The organism is Tabrizicola sp. (assembly GCF_030694085.1).
In the GTDB taxonomy this organism is placed as follows: domain Bacteria; phylum Pseudomonadota; class Alphaproteobacteria; order Rhodobacterales; family Rhodobacteraceae; genus Tabrizicola.
The window spans coordinates 263,418-284,871 of record NZ_JAUXZE010000082.1 but is presented as its reverse complement, the minus strand read 5'-3'; the positions used below and the strand labels follow the sequence as shown (position 1 = coordinate 284,871).

Genomic DNA, 21,454 nt, shown 5'->3' with positions numbered 1-21,454 from the left:
GGCCCGATGATCCGCAGGGTCTCCCAGGTCAGGCGCACCGCGGGCAGGTGGAACATCGGCAGGGTCGAGGGCATCTGGCCCATGTCCCCCACCGTGCGCACGTCCACGCCGGTGAGCATCACGAAGGCGCTGAGCGCGATGATCGCCACCAGAGGCGCGGGGACCGCACGGGTGAGCCGCGGGAAGCCGTAGATGATCACCAGCCCGGCGCCCACCAGGGCGAAGGTCTGCCAGCTCGCCCCGATCAACTCCGGCAGTTGGGCCATGAAGATCAGGATCGCCAGGGAGTTCACGAACCCGGTCATCACCGAGCGCGACACGAACTTGTTGTATCGACCCAGCTTAAGCACTCCGACCAGGATCTGAAACACCCCGGTCAGGATCGAGGCGGCGAACAGATATTCCAGGCCGTGGTCGCGCACCAGGGTGACCATCAGCAGCGCCATGGCGCCGGTGGCGGCCGAGATCATCGCCGGCCGTCCGCCCACGAAGGCGATGGTCACGGCGATCACGAAGCTGGCGTAGAGACCTACCGCAGGATCGACCCCCGCGATGATCGAGAACGCGATGGCCTCGGGGATCAGGGCCAGGGCGACGACAAGGCCGGACAGAAGGTCGGGCTTGATGTTGCCGAACCACTGGTTGCGGTAGGCGTCGAGAGAAATCATGTGAATTCCGTTCCAGACCAATCCGCCGGTGGCTGACGGTTGGGGTCTTGCAGGGGTCTGTCTGACGGTTGTCCGGCGGATCGGCGGCCGGAAGAGCCAGCCAGGAATTGCACCCGGCTCCATGTTCGTTGGTGGCCTGATAGCGGAGAGTCAGGTCCTTGCCAAGCTTAGTCCAGCTGGCGTGCCTCGCTGACCAGCATGATCGGGATGCCGTCGCGGATCGGGAAGGCGAGGTGGGCGGCCTTGGAGATCAGTTCCTGCTTCTCGGCGTCATAGGTCAGGACGGCGTTGGTCACGGGGCAGACCAGGGCCTCCAGCATGCGGCGGTCGGCGGGTTCGCTCATTGCAGGATTTCCTCTTCGCCGCTGCCGCGGAGGGCGAATTCGATCAGGGTCACCATCGTTTCGCGGCGGGTGACAAGGGTGGGGGCTTCGAGAAGGGCCTGCTTGTCCTCGGGGGTGAAGGGGCAGAGCATCGAGAGCGAGTTGATCAGCAATTCGACCTCGGCCTCGCGCAGGCTGTTCCAGTCGGTCGAGAGGTCAAGCTTGGTGAAGTAGCGGCCAAGAAGGGCCATGAACTCTTCACGCCGGAAGCCGGGGTCATCCTCGGTCGGGCCAAGGTCGCGGGCGAAGGGCGTCCAATCCACCAGGCAGCGGCGGTAGGGGGTGAAGCCCTGGACCTCTTCCTTCACACGGTAGCGCGAGGCGCCGGAGAGGGTCACCATGTAGCGCCCGTCCTCGGTTTCCGAGAAGCCGGTCAGGCGACCCGCGCAGCCGATGGCCTGGAGACGTTTCTCGCCGCTGCGTTTTTCGCTTGGGGGCGTCTCGCGCGGCTGGATCATGCCGATCAGGCGGTGCTTGGTCTTCATGCAATCCTCGATCATCGCCAGGTAGCGCGGCTCGAAGATGTGCAGGGGAAGACGCGCCCGGGGGAGCATGAGTGCCCCTGGCAACGGGAAGATCGGAATGGTGTCCGGGAGGTCGGCTGCGCTGATCATGGACACCTAGGTAGCCCGCAGATGGGGTCAGGCAAATATCATCGACGAGAGGCGGCGGCGACCGGCCAGGACGATAGGGTCTTGCGGCTTCAGCGCGTCGAAGATGGTGAAGAGCTGGGTCTTGGCGGCACCGTCGTTCCATTCCCGGTCACGGCGGAAAAGTTCAAGCAACTGGTCGACGGCCTCTTGCGGGTTCCCGGCGGCAAGAAGGGCGGCGGCCAGGTCGTAGCGGGCCTGGTGGTCGTTCGGGTTGGCTTCGACGGCGGCGCGAAGCTCGGCCTCGGGGCCGGCACTTGCGGCCTGTTTCGCCAGCTCCAACTGGGCGCGGGCGGCGTCGAGTTCCTTGGACTTGGCGATGGCGGCGGGGGCGGCGGTGATGAAGGCTTCGGCCTGGTCAAGATTGCCCAGCGCAAGATGCGCGCGGACAAGGCCACCGTAGGCGATGGCGTTTTCGGGCTCTTCCTCGAGGATCGCGGCAAAGGTTTCGGCGGCGTCGACGGCGGCGCCTTCGGTCAGCATGTCTTCGGCCGCCTGGATCGCTTCGGCAAGTCCGCCGTCCCCGGCAAGCGCTGCTGCGCGGTCGATGAAGGCTTTCAGTTCCGAGGCCGGTACGGCACCCTGAAAGCCGTCGACGGGCTGGCCCTGCCAGAAGGCATAGACGGTGGGGATCGACTGGATGCGCAGCTGGGCCGCGATGCGCTGGTTCTGGTCGACGTCGACCTTGACCATCTTCACCTTGCCGCCCGCGGCCTTGACGGCAGTTTCCAGCATCGGACCAAGCGTCTTGCACGGGCCGCACCACGTGGCCCAGAAATCGACGATGACCGGCACCTCTCGGCTGGCTTCGATCACGTCGGCCATGAAACTGGCTTCGGTTGCGTCCTTGATCAGGTTCGCGTCGGCTTGCGGTTTTTCGCCCAGACCCAGCATGGTGGACCCCTTGATGGATGTTTGCCCCTATATGGCCGCTGGGGCGCAAAAGGCCAAGGGGGTCAGCCCCAGTCGCAGGCGGCAATATGGTCGTTGACCATGCCGGAGGCCTGCATGAAGGCGTAGGTGATGGTGGGACCGACGAAGTTGAATCCCTCGGACTTGAGCGCCCTGGACAGGGCCTGGGAGTGCGGGGTCTGCGCGGGGACCTGGGCAAGCGTGGCAGGCCTGGGGCGGGACGGCGGGGCGAAAGACCAGAGGAAGGGCGAGAAACCCTGACGCTCTTCGATCAGAAGGAATGCGCGGGCACCGCGGATCGTGCCCTCGATCTTGCCCCGGTGGCGGATGATGCCGGGGTCTTGCAGCAGGCGCAGGATATCGGGCTCGCCCCAGGTGGCGATCACTGCGGGGTCGAAACCCTGGAAGGCGGAGCGGAAGTGGTCGCGCTTGCGCAGGATGGTGATCCAGGAAAGCCCGGCCTGGAAGCTTTCGAGAATCAGCAGCTCGAACAGGCGGCGCGAGTCGCGCTCGGGGTGACCCCATTCGCGGTCGTGGTAGGCGACGTACAGCGGATCCGTGCCGCACCAGGGGCAACGCGTCGAATTGTCGGCATTTTGCATGTCGAAAGCCCTTCTGGCGCCGGCTCGGAGAATTGGAACAAAATGCGAATGTTGACCTTCCGTTTACCCATCCCGGCCTAGGGTGTCGAGCGTGAAGTCATCGGACGGGGGCAGGACATGAGCTATATGAAGGGACCGAAGGTGTCGAAGTTCGACCGCGACCCGCTGGTCTCTAGCCCCTTGAACGCAGCGATTTCGGCCCAGGACCGCGAGACCTTGTCGATGGTCGCTTCGGCACTGAAGGACGGGCGGATGCGACTGGCGTTTCAGCCGGTGGTCTATGCGGCCGATCCGACGGTCATCGGGTTTTTCGAAGGCTTCATCCGGTTGCTGAACCTGCGCGACCAGGTGATCCCGGCGCGCGACTTCATGCCCACGGTGGAACAGCGTCAGCTTGGACGCGAGATCGACTGTGCCTCGCTGCAGCTTGGCTTGCTGGCGATGCAGCGCAATCCGCAGATCCGGGTGTCGATCAACATGTCGGCGCGGTCCGTGGGCTACCGACCCTGGGTCGACATCCTTCGCCGTGCCCTTCAGGAAGCGCCGCGCCTGGGTAAGAACCTGATCCTCGAGATCAACGAAGCCTCGGCAATGCAGGTGCCCGACGTGCTGAAGCCCTTCATGGCCGACATGCGCGAGCATGGCATCGTGTTCGCGCTGGATGATTTCGGGGCCGGAATGACCTCTCTGCGGACTTTGCAGGAGCTGTCATTCGAGATTGCGAAGATAGACGGCAGCCTGATCAAGCACATCGACCGGACGCCGGAAGCCCAAAATGCGACCCGGGCGGCGATCGCGATGGCGCAAGAGCTGGGAATGTATGTTGTCGCCGAATCGGTCGAGACCGAGGGCGAGGCCCAATGGCTGCGCCAGGCGGGGGTGGGGTGCTTGCAGGGCTATCTCTTCGGCCCGCCTACTGTGACCCCCGATTTTCGCGCTTTCCGGCACGGGCGGCCCAATCTCAAAGCCTCCTGAACTGGCGCAGAGCGGGCGGCCCGTGTCTGTTTGCGACAAGCCGGACAGGAATCGGTCCGGCGGCGCCATCCTTCTTGCACTCGCAGCAAGATGCCCTTAGGGCATGACTTGATGCGGCGCGAGCCCCTCGTGCCGTGGCGCACCCTCAGGCGCTAGTGGGAGAGGAACCAGATGACCAATGTCGTAATCGTGTCGGCGGGCCGCACCGCCGTGGGCAGCTTCAACGGCGCGTTCGCCAATACTCCGGCGCATGACCTGGGTGCTGCAGTGATCGAGGCAGTCGTCGCACGCGCAGGGATCGACAAGGCCGAAGTCGAAGAGACGATCCTGGGGCAGGTGCTGACTGCGGGACAGGGCCAGAACCCGGCACGGCAGGCGCATATCAAGGCGGGTCTTGCGAAAGAGGCAAGCGCCTGGTCGCTGAACCAGGTCTGCGGGTCAGGTCTTCGCGCCGTGGCGCTGGGTGCGCAGCATGTGCAACTGGGCGATGCGAAGATCATCGTCGCGGGCGGGCAGGAATCGATGTCGCTTTCCCCCCATGTCGCGCACCTGCGCGCCGGGCAGAAAATGGGCGACATGAATTTCATCGATTCGATGATCAAGGACGGGCTCTGGGACGCCTTCAACGGCTACCACATGGGCCAGACCGCCGAGAACGTCGCGAACCAGTGGCAGATCAGCCGCGACATGCAGGACGAACTCGCGCTGGCCAGCCAGCTGAAGGCCGAAGCGGCGCAAAAGGCCGGCAAGTTCAAGGACGAGATCATCGGTTTCACCGTGAAGACCCGCAAGGGCGATATCGTGGTGGACCAGGACGAATACATTCGCCACGGCGCGACACTGGAAAGCATGCAGAAGCTGCGCCCGGCGTTTACCAAGGACGGCTCGGTCACGGCGGCGAACGCTTCCGGCCTGAACGACGGGGCTGCAGCCGTGGTGCTGATGACGGCCGAAGAGGCCGCCAAGCGCGGGCTGACCCCGCTGGCGCGTATCGCGTCCTACGCGACTGCGGGGCTTGATCCGTCGATCATGGGCGTCGGCCCGATCCATGCCTCGCGCAAGGCGCTGGCCAAGGCGGGCTGGAAGGTCGGCGATCTGGATCTGGTCGAGGCGAACGAGGCCTTTGCGGCCCAAGCCTGCGCGGTGAACAAGGACATGGGCTGGGACCCGTCGATCGTGAACGTGAACGGCGGCGCCATCGCCATCGGCCACCCGATCGGCGCCTCGGGGGCACGCATCCTGAACACGCTGCTGTTCGAGATGGCACGTCGGGATGCGAAGAAGGGTCTCGCGACGCTGTGCATCGGCGGCGGCATGGGTGTCGCCATGTGCCTGGAACGCGCCTGAGGTGCGGGCGGCTCTTGCGGCGGCTCTGATGCTTGTGGCCGGTTCGGTCGCGGCACAGGAGCCTCCACTCTGGGCCAACTTGGCGGAGTGCAGCGCGGTCTTTCGCGCTACGGCACTGGCTGGCGGCTATGGTGGCGTGACGGCGGAGCAGATCGCTGCAGCCCAGGCAGCAGCGACCGCGTTTCGCGCCCGCGCCGTCGAAGTTGCCGCCGAAATGGGCCAGACCGAGGCCGAGGCGGATGTCGCCTCGATCATGGTCTACCTTGAACCGCGCTGGGAAAACCGCATCGACCGGCTGTTTTCGGTCAAGTCCAACCTGGACTGGTTTGGCTATTGCGGACGGCTAGGCCGGGAACAGGGTGTACTCATTCCCGACCTCACCCCGTGATTTCTTGCCGATGTTTTCGCCCGCGGGCGCGCAATAATCTTGCGCGCCCGCTTTCGTTTCGGTAACAGGATTACAAGGAATACAACAGTATGCCGGAGGAGGGCAGAATGGCACGGGTTGCATTGGTCACGGGTGGATCGCGGGGAATCGGGGCGGCAATCTCGGTCGCGCTGAAGGCGGCGGGCTACACGGTCGCGGCGAACTATGCCGGCAACGACGAGGCGGCGGCGGCCTTCACCAAGGAGACCGGCATCCCGACCTACAAGTGGTCGGTCGCGGATTACGACGCCTGCGCGGCCGGGATTGCCAAGGTCGAGGCCGATCTGGGTCCGGTTGACGTGCTGGTGAACAACGCGGGCATCACGCGGGATGCGATGTTCCACAAGATGACTCCGGGCCAGTGGAAAGAGGTGATCGACACCAACCTGACGGGCCTGTTCAACATGACCCACCCCTTGTGGTCGGGGATGCGGGACCGGAAGTTCGGGCGGGTGGTCAACATCAGCTCGATCAACGGGCAGAAGGGCCAGGCCGGCCAGGCGAACTATTCGGCGGCCAAGTCGGGGGACCTTGGGTTCACCAAGGCGCTGGCGCAGGAAGGCGCGCGGGCCGGGATCACGGTCAATGCGATCTGCCCGGGCTATATCGGCACGGAAATGGTGCGGGCCATTGACGAGAAGGTGCTGAACGAGCGTATCATCCCGCAGATTCCGGTTGGCCGCCTGGGCGAGCCGGAGGAAATCGCGCGGATCGTGGTGTTCCTGGCCAGCGAGGATGCGGGCTTCATCACCGGGTCCACGATCAGCGCGAACGGCGGGCAGTTCTTCGTCTGACGTCTTCTCGTGCGACTTCGTCTTCTGGTCAGCAAGCGTCGCGACGAGAGACGAAGTCATCGAGGAGCATGGCGGGCCGTCCTTCGGGGCGGCCCTTTTCCTTTGCTGTGTCGGCGGTTATGCAAGCCGGACACAGGGGAGAGCGGCAAGTGACCAAGGGCAAGGCAACGCTGATCGGCTTTACCGCAGTGCTGATGTGGTCGCTGCTGGCGTTGTTCACAATTGGCAGTACGCCGGTCCCTCCGCTGCTGCTGAACGCGATCTGCTTCGGGATTGGCGGGCTGATCGGGCTGGTCTGGACGGCTCGGCAAGGGTTCGGGGTGCTGCGCGGCGTCAGCTGGAAGGTCTACGCGTTCGGCACGATCGGGCTGTTCGGCTATCACTTCCTGTATTTCACCGCCTTCCGTCTGTCGCCCACGGCGGAGACGGGGCTGATCGCCTATCTCTGGCCGCTGTTCATCGTGCTTCTGTCTGGTCTGCTGCCGGGTGAGCGGCTGCGGGCGCCGCATGTGATCGGGGCGGTGATCGCCTTCGCCGGGGCGGCAGTGATCGTCCTTGGGCGGGCGGAAGATGGGACCGGCTCGGCCCTCGGGCTGGCGCTGGCCTTCGTCTGTGCCCTGACCTGGGCGGGCTACTCGGTGATATCGCGCCGGCTGGGCGAAGTCCCGACAGAAAGTGTGACCGTGTTCTGCCTGGCGACGGCGGCTCTGTCGGTGGCCGCGCATCTGGCGTTGGAAGATACGGTCTGGCCTGAAAGTCCGCTGGGCTGGGCGGCGGTTCTGGCGCTGGGAATTGGGCCGGTCGGCGCGGCCTTCTTCACCTGGGACATCGGCATGAAACGCGGCGATATCCAGTTGCTGGGCGTCGCAAGCTACGCGGCCCCGCTATTGTCGACCTTGGCACTGGTCGTCGCCGGGATCACCAATCCAACCTGGGCGATCGCCCTGGCGGCGGTGTTGATCGCGGGCGGTGCGGCGCTGGCCGCGAAAGCCAGCGCCAAAAAGGATCAGTGAGCGCTGAGCCGGGTGATCTCCTCCTTCAGCTTCAGCTTCTGCTTCTTCAGTTCGGCGATCTTCAGATCATCCACTCCGGGGCTGCGCTGGGCCTTTTCGACCATTTCGGCGAGGGACTCGTGCTTTCTGCGCAGTTCCACCAGATGGGATTGGATCGTCATGGTCGTCCTCCTTGGTTGTTGCCTGCCAAGTGCACCACGAAACCCGAGTCGTGTCATCCCTTGTTACAGCCCTGTGACAGAATGATGCGTCCAATTCAGCGGAATGACGCGAGGAGGTCGGCGCCATCCCGCAACACGGCATTGGCGGCGGCCGTATAACTTTCGCGGTCGCCGTCATGGGCTGGGCCCTGATGGATGACCAAGGGCGCAAGCAGGCGGAAGGGCGCGCGGCCGCCTTTCCGCGCCTGGACGATGACGCGCAGGGCGGCACGGCCTTCACGCGCGGCCAGCGGCAGGACAGCGGCAGAGCCGAGCTTGGGCGACAGCGCCGCGAGGACTTCGGGCAGTCCGTCTGCGCCGCAGATCAGGGTAAGCCAGCCACCGGGACGCAGGCGGCGCGTTGCGGCTGAGACCCAGCCAGAAAGCGGGGTGTCCACCTGCATCGCGGTGGCGCGGGCCGCGACAGGCGAAGGGCTACCCCCCGCGTGATAGTAGGGCGGATTGGCGATCACGTGGTCGAAGTCGCGGCGCAGGGCTGCGGGGACGCGCCCAAGGTCGCCTTCGTGGACCTCCATCGGGATGCCGTTCCGGGCGGCGTTGCGGCGGGCAAGATCGGCGTAGGCCGGTTGCAGCTCCAGCCCTGCGAGCACGACGCCCGGTACGCGCTGGCCGAGACACAGCGCCGCAGCCCCTGCCCCGCAGCCAAGGTCGAGGACGGACTGTCCGGCTTCGGCCGGACAGGCGGCTGCCAGCAAGACGGGATCGGTCGCGGCGCGGTAACCCTTGACCGGTTGCAGCAAGCGCAGGCGGCCGCAGAGAAACTTGTCGTCCGAAAGCTGATCCTCGGCGAACATCAGGGGTCTACCGGGATGTCGTTGTCACGCAGGATCGCGGCGGCGCGGAAGTGGTCGCGGTCGGCCACCATCAATCGGCGTGGCAGTATGCCAAGGCTGCCGTCCAGGATGCTCATGTGGACGTCCAGCGGAAAGGCCGCTATACCCTCGCCCTCAAGAAGGACGGTGGCGAAGGCGATCATGGTGGGGTCGTTGGTGCGCAGAAGTTCCTTCATGGATTTCAGTTAATCCCGCCCTTCGCGCGGGGCAAGGGCGGCAGGCAGCATGGACGGTGCGGGCGAGACGGCGGTGGACAAGGCAATGGCGCCGCAGGACCGGCTGAGCGCCGTTTTGGTCGATGACATGGCCTCGGTGAATGTGCTGATCCGCGCGCGGATGGCCAGCGAGCACGCGCCCCGCATCCCCGAGGTCACGGCGCATCTGGTCGAGGCCGGGGGCAAGCGGTTGCGTCCGCTGCTGACCTTGGCTGCGGCGCGGATGCTGGGCTACGCAGGGCAGGACCATGTGAAGCTGGCCGCCACGGTGGAGTTCATCCATACCGCAACGCTGCTGCACGACGACGTGGTCGACGAAAGCCACCGGCGGCGCGGGCGTCCGACAGCGAACCTTCTTTGGGACAACAAGTCCTCGGTTCTGGTCGGGGACTACCTTTTTGCCCGCAGCTTCCAGCTGATGGTCGAGACCGGCAGCCTGCGCGTTCTTGACATCCTGGCCGACGCCTCGGCCACCATCGCCGAGGGAGAGGTGCTGCAACTGACCGCGGCGCAGGACCTGGCCACGGACGAGCGGATCTATCTGCAGGTGATCCGGGGCAAGACGGCGGCGCTGTTTGCGGCGGCGACCGAAGTGGGCGGCGTGATCGCAGGCGCAAGCGAAGCTCAAATCACGGCGCTGCGGAATTACGGGGATGCACTGGGAATTGCATTCCAGATTGTTGACGACATTCTGGATTATGGCGGCTCGACTGCCGTGATCGGCAAGAATACCGGCGACGACTTCCGGGAAAGGAAGTTGACCCTTCCCCTGATCAAGGCCGTGGCCAGGGCCAGCCTGGACGACCGGGCCTTCTGGACCCGGGTGATCGAGAAGGGCGACCAGCGCGAGGGTGACCTGGCACAGGCTTTGGTGATTCTTCAGCGGCACGACGCAATATCGGCCTGCCGGACCGATGCGCTGGCCTGGGCGGCGAAGGCCAAGGCGGCGCTTGACATCCTGCCCGAGCATGAGTTGCGTGACATTCTTTCACAGCTTGCGGATTTTGTGGTCAGCCGCGTGGCCTGACCGACCGGAAGGGCTTGATCCGTGAAATGACCGAATTAGGATCATTTTTTGGACAAAGTTCTTGACTAATCGGTGTTAAGTCGGGGTGGCCTGTCAGTCATTCCGTCCCAGGACTGCGGGGGCGGTCAAGGTTGGCGGATGGTGCGGTTTGTTTCTGGATAGGGCAGTATGGCAAAGGCAACCTTGGTCCGTTCAGGCCCTGGTAACCTGACCCGGGCAACATTGATGAAACTCCGGGCGATGTCCGGGGTGCGGGGTACGGACGATGAATATCTTCAGCTGGCTCTTTGGACGGTCGAAATCGAAGCGTGCAGCGCGCTTCGACGGCAGCGAGGCTGAGCAGATCGAGGCTACGAAAGCCGCAATCCAGTCGGTCGCGCAGGGCAACGGGCCCGCCGCCGGACGTTTCCCGAAGCTTGCCGACGGCGCCCCCGAGGTCCTTACCCAGACCCCGAACAGCGCGGTGGTGGCCAAGGAAGGCCCAACTCCGACCGTCAACATCTGGGAAATGGAGGAAGAGCCGGTTCCGGCGGCTCCGGTCCCGACCCCGGCGCGCGAGATTGCCGCCGATGCCGGCGCGCGGCGGCGGGCGACGCGGACGAAGACCCGAGTTCTGGGATTCGAGCCACAACCCGCAGCCGTGGTTCCGCTGTTCGACGAAGGCCGTATGGACGACTCGATCGAGCCTGGCGACAAGGCGGGCGTCGTGATGTATCCGACCGGCTGGCTGGTTATCGTTTCTGGGCCGGGCCGGGGTGCCGCGTTTCCGGTGATGCGGGGCATCTCGCAGATCGGGCGGGGCGCGGACCAGACCATCTCGCTTGATTTCGGTGACATGGCGATCTCGCGCCAGAACCACGCGGCCATCGCCTATGACCCGACGACGCACCAGTTCCACCTGGGGCACGGCGGCAAGTCGAACCTGGTGCGCCTGAACGGCAAGCCCCTGCTGACCACGTCGATGGTGGGGGATCGGGACGTGATCCAGATCGGTGAAACGACCCTTATGTTGAAAGTATTGTGTACGCCCGACTTCAACTGGTCGGCGGTTGAGTCCGAGGGAGACGGTAATGATATGGCGATCGCGTGAGCCACGGTATGATGTGGCGTCGGGCATCAGCCAGGGCGCGCGCGACTATCAGGAAGACGCGATCACCGCGGATTTCCCCGTCGGCGCCGAGGCAGGCTTCGTGGTGCTGGCAGATGGAATGGGCGGGCACGCGGCGGGCGACGTCGCATCAAAGATCATCCTGACGGAAGTCTTCAGCGAGCTGAAGTTCCATTTCGCCGATGTCGAGGCCTTCGAAGCGCGAGCGCCGGAGATTCTGCGCAGCGTCGCTGACCTGGCGAACGAGACCTTGCGGCAGCACACGCGCAGCCACCCGGAGACGGATGGGATGGGCGCGACACTGGTGGTGCCGGCCCTGGTGGAGAACCGGCTCTGGTGGATCTCGATCGGGGACTCGCCGCTGTTCCTGTTCCGCAACGGGCGACTGACGCAGCTGAACGAAGATCATTCGATGGCGCCGCAGATCGATTTCATGGTGAAGTCCGGGCTGATGGATCCGCAGGTCGGCGCCAACCATCCCGACCGAAACTGCCTGATCTCGGTCCTGATGGGGTCGCGGATTCCGAAGATCGACTGCCCCACGAAGCCGTTCGAGCTGAAGGCGGGCGACATCGTCGTCTGCGCCTCGGACGGGCTGCAATTCCTGACCAATGCGCAGATCGAGAAGGTGCTGAACAAGGCCCGCAAGACCCGGTCCACGGAAATCGCCGAGCGGCTTCTGGAAGAAATCACCCGGCTGGACGATCCCGACCAGGACAATATCAGCTTCACCGTGATCAAGGTGAACGACGCATCCGTTCGCGCGACGCAGGACCGGCCCAAGGGTCCGTCGACGGCGGTGGCCCGGCCGCGTCGGCTGACAACGGTTGCGCCCGAACATGTGCGCATGCCAAGTCCGAAGGCGGGTCCGACGCCAATGTCGGCCGCGGTCGCACCCCCCGTGACAACGGCGGCTCCGCTACCGGAAGCCAAGGTCGCGCGCGCGCCGCGCCCGGTCATCGAGGAGGTGCAAGAAAGCAACCAAGACCAGTCGGTGGAGGATTTGTCCCCTGTACGGTTGCGGCCACGTAGAGTCACCGTCATAAAGTAGGTCATGGCAGATACGGACGGAGAACTGACAGTCGCCCAGCGGCTGGGCCGTGCGCTTGATCGCGGGCTTCTGCCTGCCGGCGGTCCGGCGGAGGCTGCGGAACGGCTGATCGAACGGCTGGAGCGTCCGGCACGGATCGCGCTGCTGGGGCTGCCCGGCTCGGGCAAGTCGTCGATCCTGAACCTGCTGGTCGGGTCGGTGGTCGTCCCTGAAACGCTGCGCTTGCCGACCATCATCGTCCAGCACGGCGACGTGTCCCGGATGCTGTGCACGCTGACCGACGGGACCTCGAAGACCGTTCCCGGTGCCGACCTGGCCGAGGTGCTGCCGCTGGCCCCCGCCTTGGTGACACTGGAGATGGACCTGCCAGCCCTGCGGATCATCAGCCTGCTGGAAGTGTCCGCCGGCCCTATGGAGGCCGAACAGAAGCGGGCCGCGACCTGGGCCAGCAAGCGCGCCGACATCGTGATCTGGTGCACGACCTCGTACCTGCCAAAGGAGCAGTCGGTCTGGGAAAGCCTGCCGGACGCGGTCAAGGACAACAGCTTCATGTTCCTGACCAAGGTCGACCTACTTGGCAGCCGTGACGCGGCGCAGGCGATGCATGACCGCGTCGAGCTGCGCGCCAGTGAAGAATTCCGCCAGATCCTGTCAATCTCGGCCAAGCAGGCCCGTGCGGCGATGCCTCCTGGCGGTCAGGTGAATCGCGAGCTGTTCCGCGACAGTGGCGCCTCGGCGGTGATCACCGCAATCAAGACCCGGGTGCAATCGGGTCGCCGGGCAGACATGGACACGGCTGAACTGCTGCTGGCGCGGCATGTCGAGGCCAGCGAGCTGGTAGCCAAGCGCTTTGCCGACGCCGAGGAAAAGCCCGCGAAGGCCTGGACCCCACCGCCAGAGCCTGCGGTCGAACCGGCGCCCGAGCCGGAGGCTGTGCCCGAACCCGCGGGCTCCGCGCCCGTCGCAGAGCCGCCGCCAGAGGCCTCGGTCCCGGTCACGGAAGTCGAACCCGAACCGGACCTTTCCCCCAAGCCCGTGACCGAGCCGGAGGCTACCGCCCAGAAAGCCGCTGCGGTCGAGACGGCGCCTTCCCACGACCCCGTTCCAGCAACGCCGGAGTCGGAACAACCGGGAACGCGACGGCGCTTTGCCGACCGGATCAAGCGCGTGGCGACAGACGGAGATGCGGCGGCGGCTCCGGCCGTGCCTTTGCGCACGACCTGGAAGTCGAAGGCCGAAACCGAAGCGCCGCCCCCTGCACCCGAGCCGGACTCCGAGCCCGCGCGTGATGCTGTTCGGCGCCCACGGGCAAATGCGGCGCCGGTCCCGGATGAGCCGCTGCCCCCGGTGGCGGAAGAGGTCGCACCGGCCACCGAGGTTGCCGAGCCAACTGCGGCTGTCGAAGAGGCGGACTTGGGCGAAGGTGCGCCCGGTATGGAACTGTCATCCGAAGCGCCTGCATCCGAGGAACCCGCACCGCGCGAGCGTTCCATTGCGCGCGACCGAACTGCCCGGGCCGTGACACCTCGGCCCGAAGCCGGTGCAGAAGCCCCGCGGGTGGCGCGGCCTCAGCTGTTCGGCAGTCGCCGGCCTGGCACGACGAACCGTGACGTGCCGATGACCGACCTGTCGTCCTTGCGCGCCACGCCCGAAGAGATGGAATCGGCGATCGAGGAGAACCCCTTCAAGGTCGAGGATGTTGCGGAGGCCGAAGAGCCTGCCGCTGAACCGCCAGAGCCGAAGGATGCGGAACCGGCGCCAGAGCCAGAGGAACAGACTGCCCCGGCCAAACAGCCTGAGCGGTCGGTTGAGCGCCCGCGTCTTTTCGACCGAGAGCCCCGCGCGCGGCCCGTGGCTTCGGTCGAGCCACCCGCCGCTCCGCTTCGGACAACTCCGATCACTCGGTCTCCTCGGGCTGCGGTCCCGGCTCCAACACCCGCTCCTGCGACCGTTTCGGAAGACCAGTTCTCGCCTGCGGCAATCATGCGCCGGGAAACGCGGACGCCGGACGCCCCCCCGCCCCGCCGGGAACGGCCCCGCATCGCCCCGCGGGCCATGCCGGTTGCGACCGCACCGTCAGCCGCAGGGTCAGTGCCTTCGACCGAGCAGTCCCTGGTGGACGAGGCGGTCGGACTGATCGTCGTGCGGTCGACCGGACTTTCCGGCGTGGTCGATCCCGAAGGCAAGGTTCCGGTCGACTTGATTCTTGAACATGCCCGCGAAACCAGCGATCAATTGCAAAGCGTGGTGTCGCGCGGGCGGTCCGACGAAATGCTCAGGATCAGCAGTGACGTGGGGGAGGTCATGGACCTTATCATGTTGATGCAACTGGAGAAAGGGCACGCTCCCGCAGACGATGCGCTGACCCTTCTTCTGCAACTTAAACGCGAATTGGAAACATTACGCGTACAGTGACGCCATTGTGAGCGTAGAATCGTCAAGAATGTGCCCAATTGGGACCACTTTCCAAACTTATGACATGATTGCGGGGACTTGAGTCGATGTGCTTGCCAATCGGACGGATCAAGCCCGCAGGTATGAGGTGATCATGGGACTGGGTGCGGTAGCAGAGAACGAGGAAGAGCTGGACAGCGTGGCTGTGCAGGAACCTGACGTTGCGCTGAAGCGCAATTTCCCGGGTCTGACTCGCATTGCCGACGCCATCACGCAGTTCGAAGACGTGCTGCGCGATTTCGTGACCATGGCCGACCCCGACACCTCCAAAAAGGTGACGCGGATCATGAGCCAGGTTCGCGAGGTCGAACCTTCGGTGACCGTGATCGGCCAGATCAAGGCCGGCAAGACCTCGCTTCTGAACGCGATGATCGGTGCGCCGAACCTCTTGCCGACGGACGTGAACCCCTGGACATCGGTGGTGACGTCGCTGCACATCAACACGCCCTCGCCCGAGCTGAACGTGAAGGCGAAGTTCAAGTTCTTCGACAACGCCGAGTGGGAAAAGCTGGTGTCGAACGGCGGGCGGATCGGCCAGTTGGCGGCCCGCGCCGGGGCGGATGACGAGCTTGAGAAACTGCGCCTGCAAGTTGTGCAGATGCGCGAGAAGGCGCAGGCCCGACTGGGCCGCAAGTTCGAGATGCTCTTGGGCACCGAGCACCGCTATGGCACCGTCGATGACGCCCTTCTGCGCCGCTATGTCTGCGTCGGCGACGAGGAAACCGGCGGAGCCGAGCAGGGTCGCTTCACCGACATCACCAAGTCGGCCGACCTTTACATCGAGCGTGAGGATTTCCCGGTCCAGCTGTGCGTCCGCGACACGCCCGGCGTGAACGACACGTTCATGATGCGCGAGCAGATCACGATCAACGCCGTGCGTGACAGCCGGTCCTGTATCGTCGTGCTGTCTGCGCACCAGGCCCTGACGACGATGGACATGGCGCTGATCCGCCTGATCGCCCACCGCCAATCGCGCGAGATCATCATCTTCGTCAACCGGATCGACGAACTGCCGGACCCGGCCAATCAGGTCCCCGAAATCCACCGCTCGATCCTGGAGACGCTGGAAAAGAACAACGCGCCGCCGGATATCGACATCATCTACGGCTCGGCCCATTGGGCCAACGCGGTCTTGGAAGGCAAGATCGACGAGATGACCGAAGATTCGACCGAATCGGCGATCAACTGGACCCGTGCGGCCTTTGCCGACAAGATGGAAAGCTGGTCGGCTGAACAGCTGGTCTGGCATGCCTCGGGCGTACCGGCGCTGTTGGACGCGCTGGGTCAGCGGATGTACGAAGGCCCGGTCCGTGAGGCGCTGCAGAAGTCGTCGCGCCAGGCGCTGAACCTGGCGCAGTCGCTGGACGTGGTCGATCAGGTCCGCATCCTGGAATCCGACGGCCAGCTGAACCGAACCATGACCACCGACCAGCTGGACAGCGAGCTGCGCAAGATAGAGCTTGCTGCGGTCGAGAAGCTGACGCACATGACCAACAACGTGTGCAAGGACTTTACCCACCGCATCGACCAAAGCTACGAACGTTTCCTGGACCGCGCGACGAACAGCCTGATCGAGCATTTGCAGACCAATGGCGAGGATGCGACCTGGCACTACAGCCCATTGGGGCTACGGATGCTGCTCTCGTCCAGCTATCAGGTCGTGCTGAAGAAGATGCACGCCATTGCGGCCGAGGTGAACAACGAGACCGCGGTCAAGATTGCCGACCTGTACGGCAAGACCTTCTCGATCACGGTCGAAGGCTTCAAGATAGAGACTCCGGTCGTCAGCTACATCCCGCCGCCGATCAATCTGGGCCAGACCATCGCACTGGACCTGCAGGTCGGCTGGTGGAAGGGCTGGTGGCAGCGCCGCCGCGGCTACAAGGCCTTTGCACAGGACTTCAACAAGCTGATCCGCGCCGAAACCGACCCGATCATCAACGACCTGAAGACCATCCAGATCGGCCTGTTCCGGGAACGGACACAGGCGACGCTGAAGGACTTCCTTCAGGAACAGCGCGAACTTCTGATGAGCGCTCTGGCATCTTCCGAGATTTCGATGGAAGAGATGAAGGAACTTTTCGGCGTGAACGCCTGGGAGGACCGGCAGGAATGTCTGGCCTCGATCATGGATGAGCTTGCCATTTACGCCGACTGATAGGTCGAGGGTACGAAAGGACCTGTGGAATGCCGCTGACCCGCAAGCCCCGCATCGCCATCATGGGCGAATTCAGCTCGGGAAAGAGCACGCTTTGCAATGTGCTGATGGGGGCAAAGCCGCTGCTTGAGAAGGTGACGGCCACGCAGTTGCCGCCGGTCTGGCTGTCCTATGGCCCTGACGACGCCTATACGATGGGCCTGGACGGCCACGCCTATGACCTGGACCTGTCAGAACTGGAGCAGGTCAGCCTGGAGACGACGGAGCATATCCGTATCTTCATGAAAAGCGACATCCTGCGGTATTGCGACTTGGTCGACATGCCCGGGATCTCGGACCCGTCGATGTCGTCCGAAGTCTGGGAGCGGATGGCCTACCTCGCAGATGCGGTTCTGTGGTGCACCCATGCGACCCAGGCATGGCGGCAGTCCGAATCCGGCGTGTGGTCGACCTTCCCGCAGGAAATGCGGCAGAACAGCCTGCTTCTGGTCACCCGCTTCGACAAGATCGTCGGCGACAGCGACCGCGCCAAGGTGCTGAAGCGCGTCAAGCAGGAAACCGAGGGCTTGTTCGCAGAGGTCTTCCCCGTTTCGCTGTTGCAGGCGATGCGGGCTGGAGCCGATGAAGCGACGTGGCTGAACAGTGGCGTCGATGCCTTCTCGAAAGCGCTGTTCGACATCATCCATCGCATCATCGACGAAGGTCACCCCGAACCGGGCGACGAAGGCAAGCCGATGATCCGTCCCGACGCTGCGGACGAGGCCGAGGTGGGTCAGAGCCTTATCGCCCAGACGTTCGAGCGTCTCATGGCGGTCCGCAATACCCCGGTGCTGAAAGTCCTGCCGCGGCGCGTCGCTTCTGGGGAGCGCCTGCTGCGCACCGAACGACCGACGGATGAGTCCGGTCCGACCCTTGTTTCCTTCTCGGACCAGATCATGGGGGCGACCGAGACCCCGCCTCTGAGCCGACTGAAGGGCATTTAAGCCGAAAAGGATGCGACCTTGGGCGTGAACGAAAGCCTTGGCGCGGTGGTGAAGGCATTTCCGCAGGCCCGTCTGGTGGCCTTTGCGGACCTGTCGTCCCGCATGATCCTGTCCAGCATGGGGCCACTGTCGACGACGCAGGAATATCTGGACCGGCTGTGCGATCAGGCCCGCACCAGCTTTGACGACCCGCTGTTCTCACTTTCGGTCGAAGCATTTGGTGAACCCAACGCCGCCGTGGTCATGGGACCGGACACCGTTCGCGTCTTCCTTAGGTCCGACGTCGAACCGGCCGACGCATTGTGTTGCATCTGTGACCACAGCATTGACCTTCCGGCGTTTGTAGCGAAAATCCGTAGCACGCTTGAAAGCATCACTCATGCTGGGTGACGAGGGCCGGGCAAACCGTTGAACAGGGGCATGCTTCCCATCCTTGCGCGTCTGCAAAGCCTGCAGGCGGCCGCTCGCTTCGTGCCGGGCGGTGGCCGGGTGATTTCCGAAGCCACCGACCGCAACCCCGTGGCCCAGTTGCTGCGCGTCGTCAACGAGACGATGCTGGCCCGGTCTCTGCGCTTCGTCTCTTCTGCCGGGCCAAGCCTGACACTGGACGTCGCCGGACGTCGGATCCTGCGGGTGACCGACGCAGAAGGCCTGATCGGTGCCGAAAGCTGTCTTGGGACCGAAGTGCTTGAGGATGAGCACAAGGATGACCTGATCAAGCTGTTCCAGGGTGTCGCGGTCCTGCGCCACGAGTTGCATGTCGTCTCGGGCCCTGTTGGTCGTGGCGGTGAGGAGGTCAGCGTCGGACTGCCGGTCGCGCTTCTGGCGGATCTGCTGCTGGTTGACCTGAACGTAACTGAACCCGACGACGATCCAGTCGAAGTGCCCGAGGTGGTGGTCCCACCCACCCCCCAGGAGATCGCGGCCGGGGAAACCGGGCTGTCCGGTTTTGCGGCGGCGATGGGCCCGGCGCTGATCGCCTGGCTTATCGACGGCGGCGCAGAGAATGGTCGGACCGATGGCCCGGACGAGATGGTTTCACATCTGCAGGGCTTCCTTGCCGACGAACGCGACTCGCTCGAACGGCAGTTCGACCTCCTGTCTGCCGCGCCCGGCGATGCGATCTGCATGATCCTGGGCGCAATGCTGGTCGAGGGCCACAGCATCGTCGGTGCCCGCATTGGGCCAGCGATGCTACTGGGGGTCATCGAGGGCGACGCGACCACCTCGACCTTGGGTGCCTGGAAGACCGCGCTGCGTTAGCTTGGCAGCCGCGACCGTGGCAGAAATATGAAAACTCGCTAAAACCCAATAGGTTAAGCGCCTGTAAAGCCTACGGCTGCTATTCAGTGACTTGGGTGTAATACTTGGGTGATGTGGGATGGCTGCGCAAGGTAATGCGGCGCCGGTCATCATCAAGCGGAAGAAAGTAGTCAGTGGCGGGGGCCACCACGGCGGGGCATGGAAAGTCGCCTACGCTGACTTCGTGACCGCCATGATGGCGTTCTTTCTCTTGATGTGGCTGCTGAACGCGACGACAGAAAAGCAACGGAAGGGAATCTCGGATTACTTCAATCCGACGATCCCGGTGAACCGCATCTCGGGCGGCGGTGACGGCGCCTTCGGCGGCAACAGCGTGTTTGCCGAAGAGACGATGGCCCATACCGGCACCGGCGCGATGGATCGCAAGACCTCGGCCAGTTCGGCGGACGCCGCGGGCGACGACGCCGGCAAAGGTGCTGCGGGTGAAGGCAAGGCCCAGTCCGAGCTGGAGAATGTGGAAAAGGCGCTGCTGGCCCGCGGCGGCGAAAGCAACACGATGGAGCGGCTCTTGCGCCACGTCGTCACCAGGGTGACGGACGAAGGCCTGGTGATCGAGATCTTCGATTTGCCCGAAGCACCGCTGTTCGACACGGATACAGCCGAGCCGACCAAAGTCATGCTGGCTCTCGCCGACGTGCTGGCCGAGGTTCTGATCCTGACCACGAACGAGATTGCGGTATCGGGCCACCTGCGGGCGCATCCGGTGACGCTGATCGAAAACCCGGTCTGGGTGCTGTCGGCCGATCGCGCGCAACAAACCCGCAAGGTGCTGGAGGAGGCGGGACTCGACACCGCGCGGATGCAGCGCATCACGGGTTATGCCGACCGCAAACCCGCCGTTACCGACCCGGCGGCCGAACGCAACAACAGGATCGAGATCATCCTTCTGCGACGCGACCGATAATCCGTCGACTTTTAGCCATTAGGGCGATGTTAAGACGCCGTGCTGCAGGGTCGACCCACCAGAAGGTCGAAGCTGCAGAAAGGCGCTTACCCATGACTATTTCCTCCTCGCTCAGCGCGGGTGTGGCCGGGCTCAACGCGAATGCTACGCGGTTGGCCTCGATTTCCGACAACATCGCGAATTCGAGCACCTTTGGCTACAAACGCGCCTCGACCGACTTTACCAGCATGGTCATCACCGGGTCGCGCGGGTCCGGCACTTATTCCGCGGGCGGCGTCCGGGCTTCGACGATCCGGCTGATCGACGAACGCGGTGATCTTGTCGGCACTGGCAATCCGCTGGACCTGGCGATTGCCGGGCGCGGGATGCTGCCGGTGATCAACGAGGTGTCGCTGGGCAACGCCCTGTCCGACACGCCACTCTTGATGACGCGCACGGGCAGCTTCCGCACCGATGCGGACGGCGTCCTGAAGACCGACTCTGGCCTTGTCCTGCTGGGCTGGCCCGCGAACGCCGATGGGACAATCCCGTCGAACCCGAGGGATACGATCTCGGGTCTGGTGCCCATCGTGATCAACACCAACCAGACGGCTGGCGATCCGACGACCGCAATGAACCTTGGGGTCAACCTGCCCGCGACCTACACCGAAGCCGGATCGACCGCCACGCCACCGCCTCTGTCGGTGGAGTATTTCGGCAACCTCGGCACCTCGGAATCGCTGGAAGTCACCTTTATCCCGACCGTGCCGGCCACGGGTTCGTCAAACCAGTGGACGATGCAGATCCGTGACAGCGCGGGCGGCGGCAACCTGATCGGCGAATACAGCCTCACCTTCGACGACAGCCGGGGCGCTGGCGGCACGCTGGCCTCGGTCACTGTGGTGTCTGGTGGGGCCTACAACCCGGCCGATGGTACGCTGGCGCTGATGGTTGCGGGCGGCCCGCTGACCGTGGGCATCGGCCGCGCAGGAGATCCGAACGGACTGACGCAGCTTTCCGACAACTTCGCGCCGGTCTCGATCACCAAGAACGGCTCTCCGGTGGGCAACCTGACCACGGTCGAGGTTGACGAAAAGGGCTATGTCAACGCCACCTACGACACGGGCTTTACCCGGCGCCTGTTCCAGATCCCTCTGGTGGACGTGCCGAACCCCAACGGTCTTCTGTCACTCTCGAACCAGACCTACCAGGTATCGCCGGATTCCGGCTCGTTCTTCCTTTGGGACGCGGGTTCGGGACCGACGGGGTCGATCCAGGGCTATTCGCGCGAAGGGTCGAAGACCGACGTCGCGGCGGAACTCACCAGCCTGATCCAGACCCAGCGCGCCTATTCGTCCAACGCCAAGGTCATTCAGACGGTGGACGAGATGTTGCAGGAAACCACGAACATCAAGCGGTGATAGGCG

General features: G+C 64.5%; 23 protein-coding genes and 1 other annotated feature. Of the genes, 15 read left to right on the top strand and 8 right to left on the bottom strand.

Annotated features, from left to right (window positions below):
• The 5 genes from Q8M85_RS20000 to Q8M85_RS19980 form a co-directional block, all read right to left on the bottom strand.
• On the bottom strand, positions 1-668 hold a 668-nt coding region (locus tag Q8M85_RS20000; protein WP_305547885.1), incomplete at its 3' end, for a SulP family inorganic anion transporter.
• 66 nt (positions 669-734) lie between these two features.
• Positions 735-792, bottom strand: a sequence feature (sul1 is cis-regulatory element that is thought to sense ions involved in sulfur or methionine metabolism; They are found in Alphaproteobacteria).
• Between the two features lie 43 nt (positions 793-835).
• A complete protein-coding gene (locus tag Q8M85_RS19995) occupies positions 836-1,012 on the bottom strand; it encodes a Trm112 family protein (RefSeq protein ID WP_149587477.1) in 177 nt (58 codons plus the stop codon).
• Entirely contained in the window at positions 1,009-1,665 is a 657-nt protein-coding gene (locus Q8M85_RS19990) for an LON peptidase substrate-binding domain-containing protein (RefSeq protein WP_305547904.1), read from the bottom strand. Before Q8M85_RS19990 ends, Q8M85_RS19995 begins: the two co-directional genes overlap by 4 nt.
• Positions 1,666-1,692: 27 nt before the next feature.
• The gene (gene trxA / locus Q8M85_RS19985) at positions 1,693-2,595 is read right to left on the bottom strand and encodes a thioredoxin (RefSeq protein WP_305547881.1); all 903 of its coding nucleotides are present in this window, start codon (positions 2,593-2,595) and stop codon (positions 1,693-1,695) included.
• Positions 2,596-2,657: 62 nt separating this feature from the next.
• Entirely contained in the window at positions 2,658-3,215 is a 558-nt protein-coding gene (locus Q8M85_RS19980; protein WP_305547879.1) for a DNA-3-methyladenine glycosylase I, read from the bottom strand.
• 117 nt (positions 3,216-3,332) lie between these two features.
• Here Q8M85_RS19980 and Q8M85_RS19975 point away from each other — a divergent pair, with 117 nt between their 5' ends.
• The 5 genes from Q8M85_RS19975 (at position 3,333) to Q8M85_RS19955 (ending at position 7,771) form a co-directional block, all read left to right on the top strand.
• Entirely contained in the window at positions 3,333-4,190 is an 858-nt protein-coding gene (locus Q8M85_RS19975) for an EAL domain-containing protein (protein WP_305547877.1), read from the top strand.
• A gap of 171 nt (positions 4,191-4,361) precedes the next feature.
• Complete coding sequence (locus Q8M85_RS19970) at positions 4,362-5,537, top strand: acetyl-CoA C-acetyltransferase (protein ID WP_305547874.1); 1,176 nt, start codon at positions 4,362-4,364, stop codon at positions 5,535-5,537.
• 28 nt (positions 5,538-5,565) lie between these two features.
• The gene (locus Q8M85_RS19965) at positions 5,566-5,925 is read left to right on the top strand and encodes a hypothetical protein (protein WP_305547872.1); all 360 of its coding nucleotides are present in this window, start codon (positions 5,566-5,568) and stop codon (positions 5,923-5,925) included.
• Between the two features lie 107 nt (positions 5,926-6,032).
• On the top strand, positions 6,033-6,758 hold the full coding sequence (locus Q8M85_RS19960; protein WP_305547870.1) for a beta-ketoacyl-ACP reductase: 726 nt from the start codon (positions 6,033-6,035) through the stop codon (positions 6,756-6,758).
• Positions 6,759-6,907: 149 nt separating this feature from the next.
• Positions 6,908-7,771 (top strand): DMT family transporter, encoded by an 864-nt coding sequence (locus tag Q8M85_RS19955; protein WP_305547868.1) that lies wholly within the window; start codon positions 6,908-6,910, stop codon positions 7,769-7,771.
• Here Q8M85_RS19955 and Q8M85_RS19950 read toward each other — a convergent pair.
• The 3 genes from Q8M85_RS19950 to Q8M85_RS19940 form a co-directional block, all read right to left on the bottom strand.
• A complete protein-coding gene (locus tag Q8M85_RS19950) occupies positions 7,765-7,932 on the bottom strand; it encodes a YdcH family protein (protein ID WP_305547866.1) in 168 nt (55 codons plus the stop codon). The genes Q8M85_RS19955 and Q8M85_RS19950 overlap by 7 nt on opposite strands.
• 95 nt (positions 7,933-8,027) lie before the next feature.
• Positions 8,028-8,786 (bottom strand): tRNA1(Val) (adenine(37)-N6)-methyltransferase, encoded by a 759-nt coding sequence (locus Q8M85_RS19945; RefSeq protein WP_305547864.1) that lies wholly within the window; start codon positions 8,784-8,786, stop codon positions 8,028-8,030.
• The gene (locus tag Q8M85_RS19940; RefSeq protein ID WP_305547861.1) at positions 8,786-9,001 is read right to left on the bottom strand and encodes a DUF2007 domain-containing protein; all 216 of its coding nucleotides are present in this window, start codon (positions 8,999-9,001) and stop codon (positions 8,786-8,788) included. The genes Q8M85_RS19945 and Q8M85_RS19940 overlap by 1 nt, the downstream gene beginning before the upstream one ends.
• A gap of 49 nt (positions 9,002-9,050) precedes the next feature.
• Between Q8M85_RS19940 and Q8M85_RS19935 the strand changes: the two genes are divergently transcribed.
• The 10 genes from Q8M85_RS19935 (at position 9,051) to Q8M85_RS19890 (ending at position 21,448) form a co-directional block, all read left to right on the top strand.
• A complete protein-coding gene (locus tag Q8M85_RS19935; protein ID WP_305547859.1) occupies positions 9,051-10,067 on the top strand; it encodes a polyprenyl synthetase family protein in 1,017 nt (338 codons plus the stop codon).
• A gap of 265 nt (positions 10,068-10,332) precedes the next feature.
• Positions 10,333-11,157: an FHA domain-containing protein gene (locus tag Q8M85_RS19930; protein WP_305547857.1), complete on the top strand. Its 825-nt coding sequence runs from the start codon at positions 10,333-10,335 to the stop codon at positions 11,155-11,157.
• Positions 11,138-12,226 carry a protein phosphatase 2C domain-containing protein gene (locus Q8M85_RS19925; protein ID WP_305547855.1) on the top strand — a complete coding sequence of 363 codons (1,089 nt, stop codon included), beginning with the start codon at positions 11,138-11,140 and terminating at the stop codon, positions 12,224-12,226. The genes Q8M85_RS19930 and Q8M85_RS19925 overlap by 20 nt, the downstream gene beginning before the upstream one ends.
• Before the next feature lie 3 nt (positions 12,227-12,229).
• Complete coding sequence (locus Q8M85_RS19920; RefSeq protein ID WP_305547854.1) at positions 12,230-14,641, top strand: hypothetical protein; 2,412 nt, start codon at positions 12,230-12,232, stop codon at positions 14,639-14,641.
• A 133-nt stretch (positions 14,642-14,774) separates the two neighbouring features.
• Positions 14,775-16,838, top strand: coding sequence for a dynamin family protein (locus tag Q8M85_RS19915; RefSeq protein WP_305547848.1), 2,064 nt, complete (start codon positions 14,775-14,777; stop codon positions 16,836-16,838).
• Between the two features lie 29 nt (positions 16,839-16,867).
• A complete protein-coding gene (locus Q8M85_RS19910; RefSeq protein WP_305547846.1) occupies positions 16,868-17,821 on the top strand; it encodes a dynamin family protein in 954 nt (317 codons plus the stop codon).
• A gap of 18 nt (positions 17,822-17,839) precedes the next feature.
• A complete protein-coding gene (locus Q8M85_RS19905) occupies positions 17,840-18,211 on the top strand; it encodes a hypothetical protein (protein WP_305547844.1) in 372 nt (123 codons plus the stop codon).
• Positions 18,212-18,241: 30 nt separating this feature from the next.
• Positions 18,242-19,084 (top strand): hypothetical protein, encoded by an 843-nt coding sequence (locus Q8M85_RS19900; protein ID WP_305547842.1) that lies wholly within the window; start codon positions 18,242-18,244, stop codon positions 19,082-19,084.
• Positions 19,085-19,202: 118 nt separating this feature from the next.
• On the top strand, positions 19,203-20,048 hold the full coding sequence (locus Q8M85_RS19895; protein ID WP_305547840.1) for a flagellar motor protein MotB: 846 nt from the start codon (positions 19,203-19,205) through the stop codon (positions 20,046-20,048).
• Between the two features lie 92 nt (positions 20,049-20,140).
• A complete protein-coding gene (locus Q8M85_RS19890) occupies positions 20,141-21,448 on the top strand; it encodes a flagellar hook protein FlgE (protein ID WP_305547838.1) in 1,308 nt (435 codons plus the stop codon).
• Positions 21,449-21,454 lie beyond the last annotated feature (6 nt).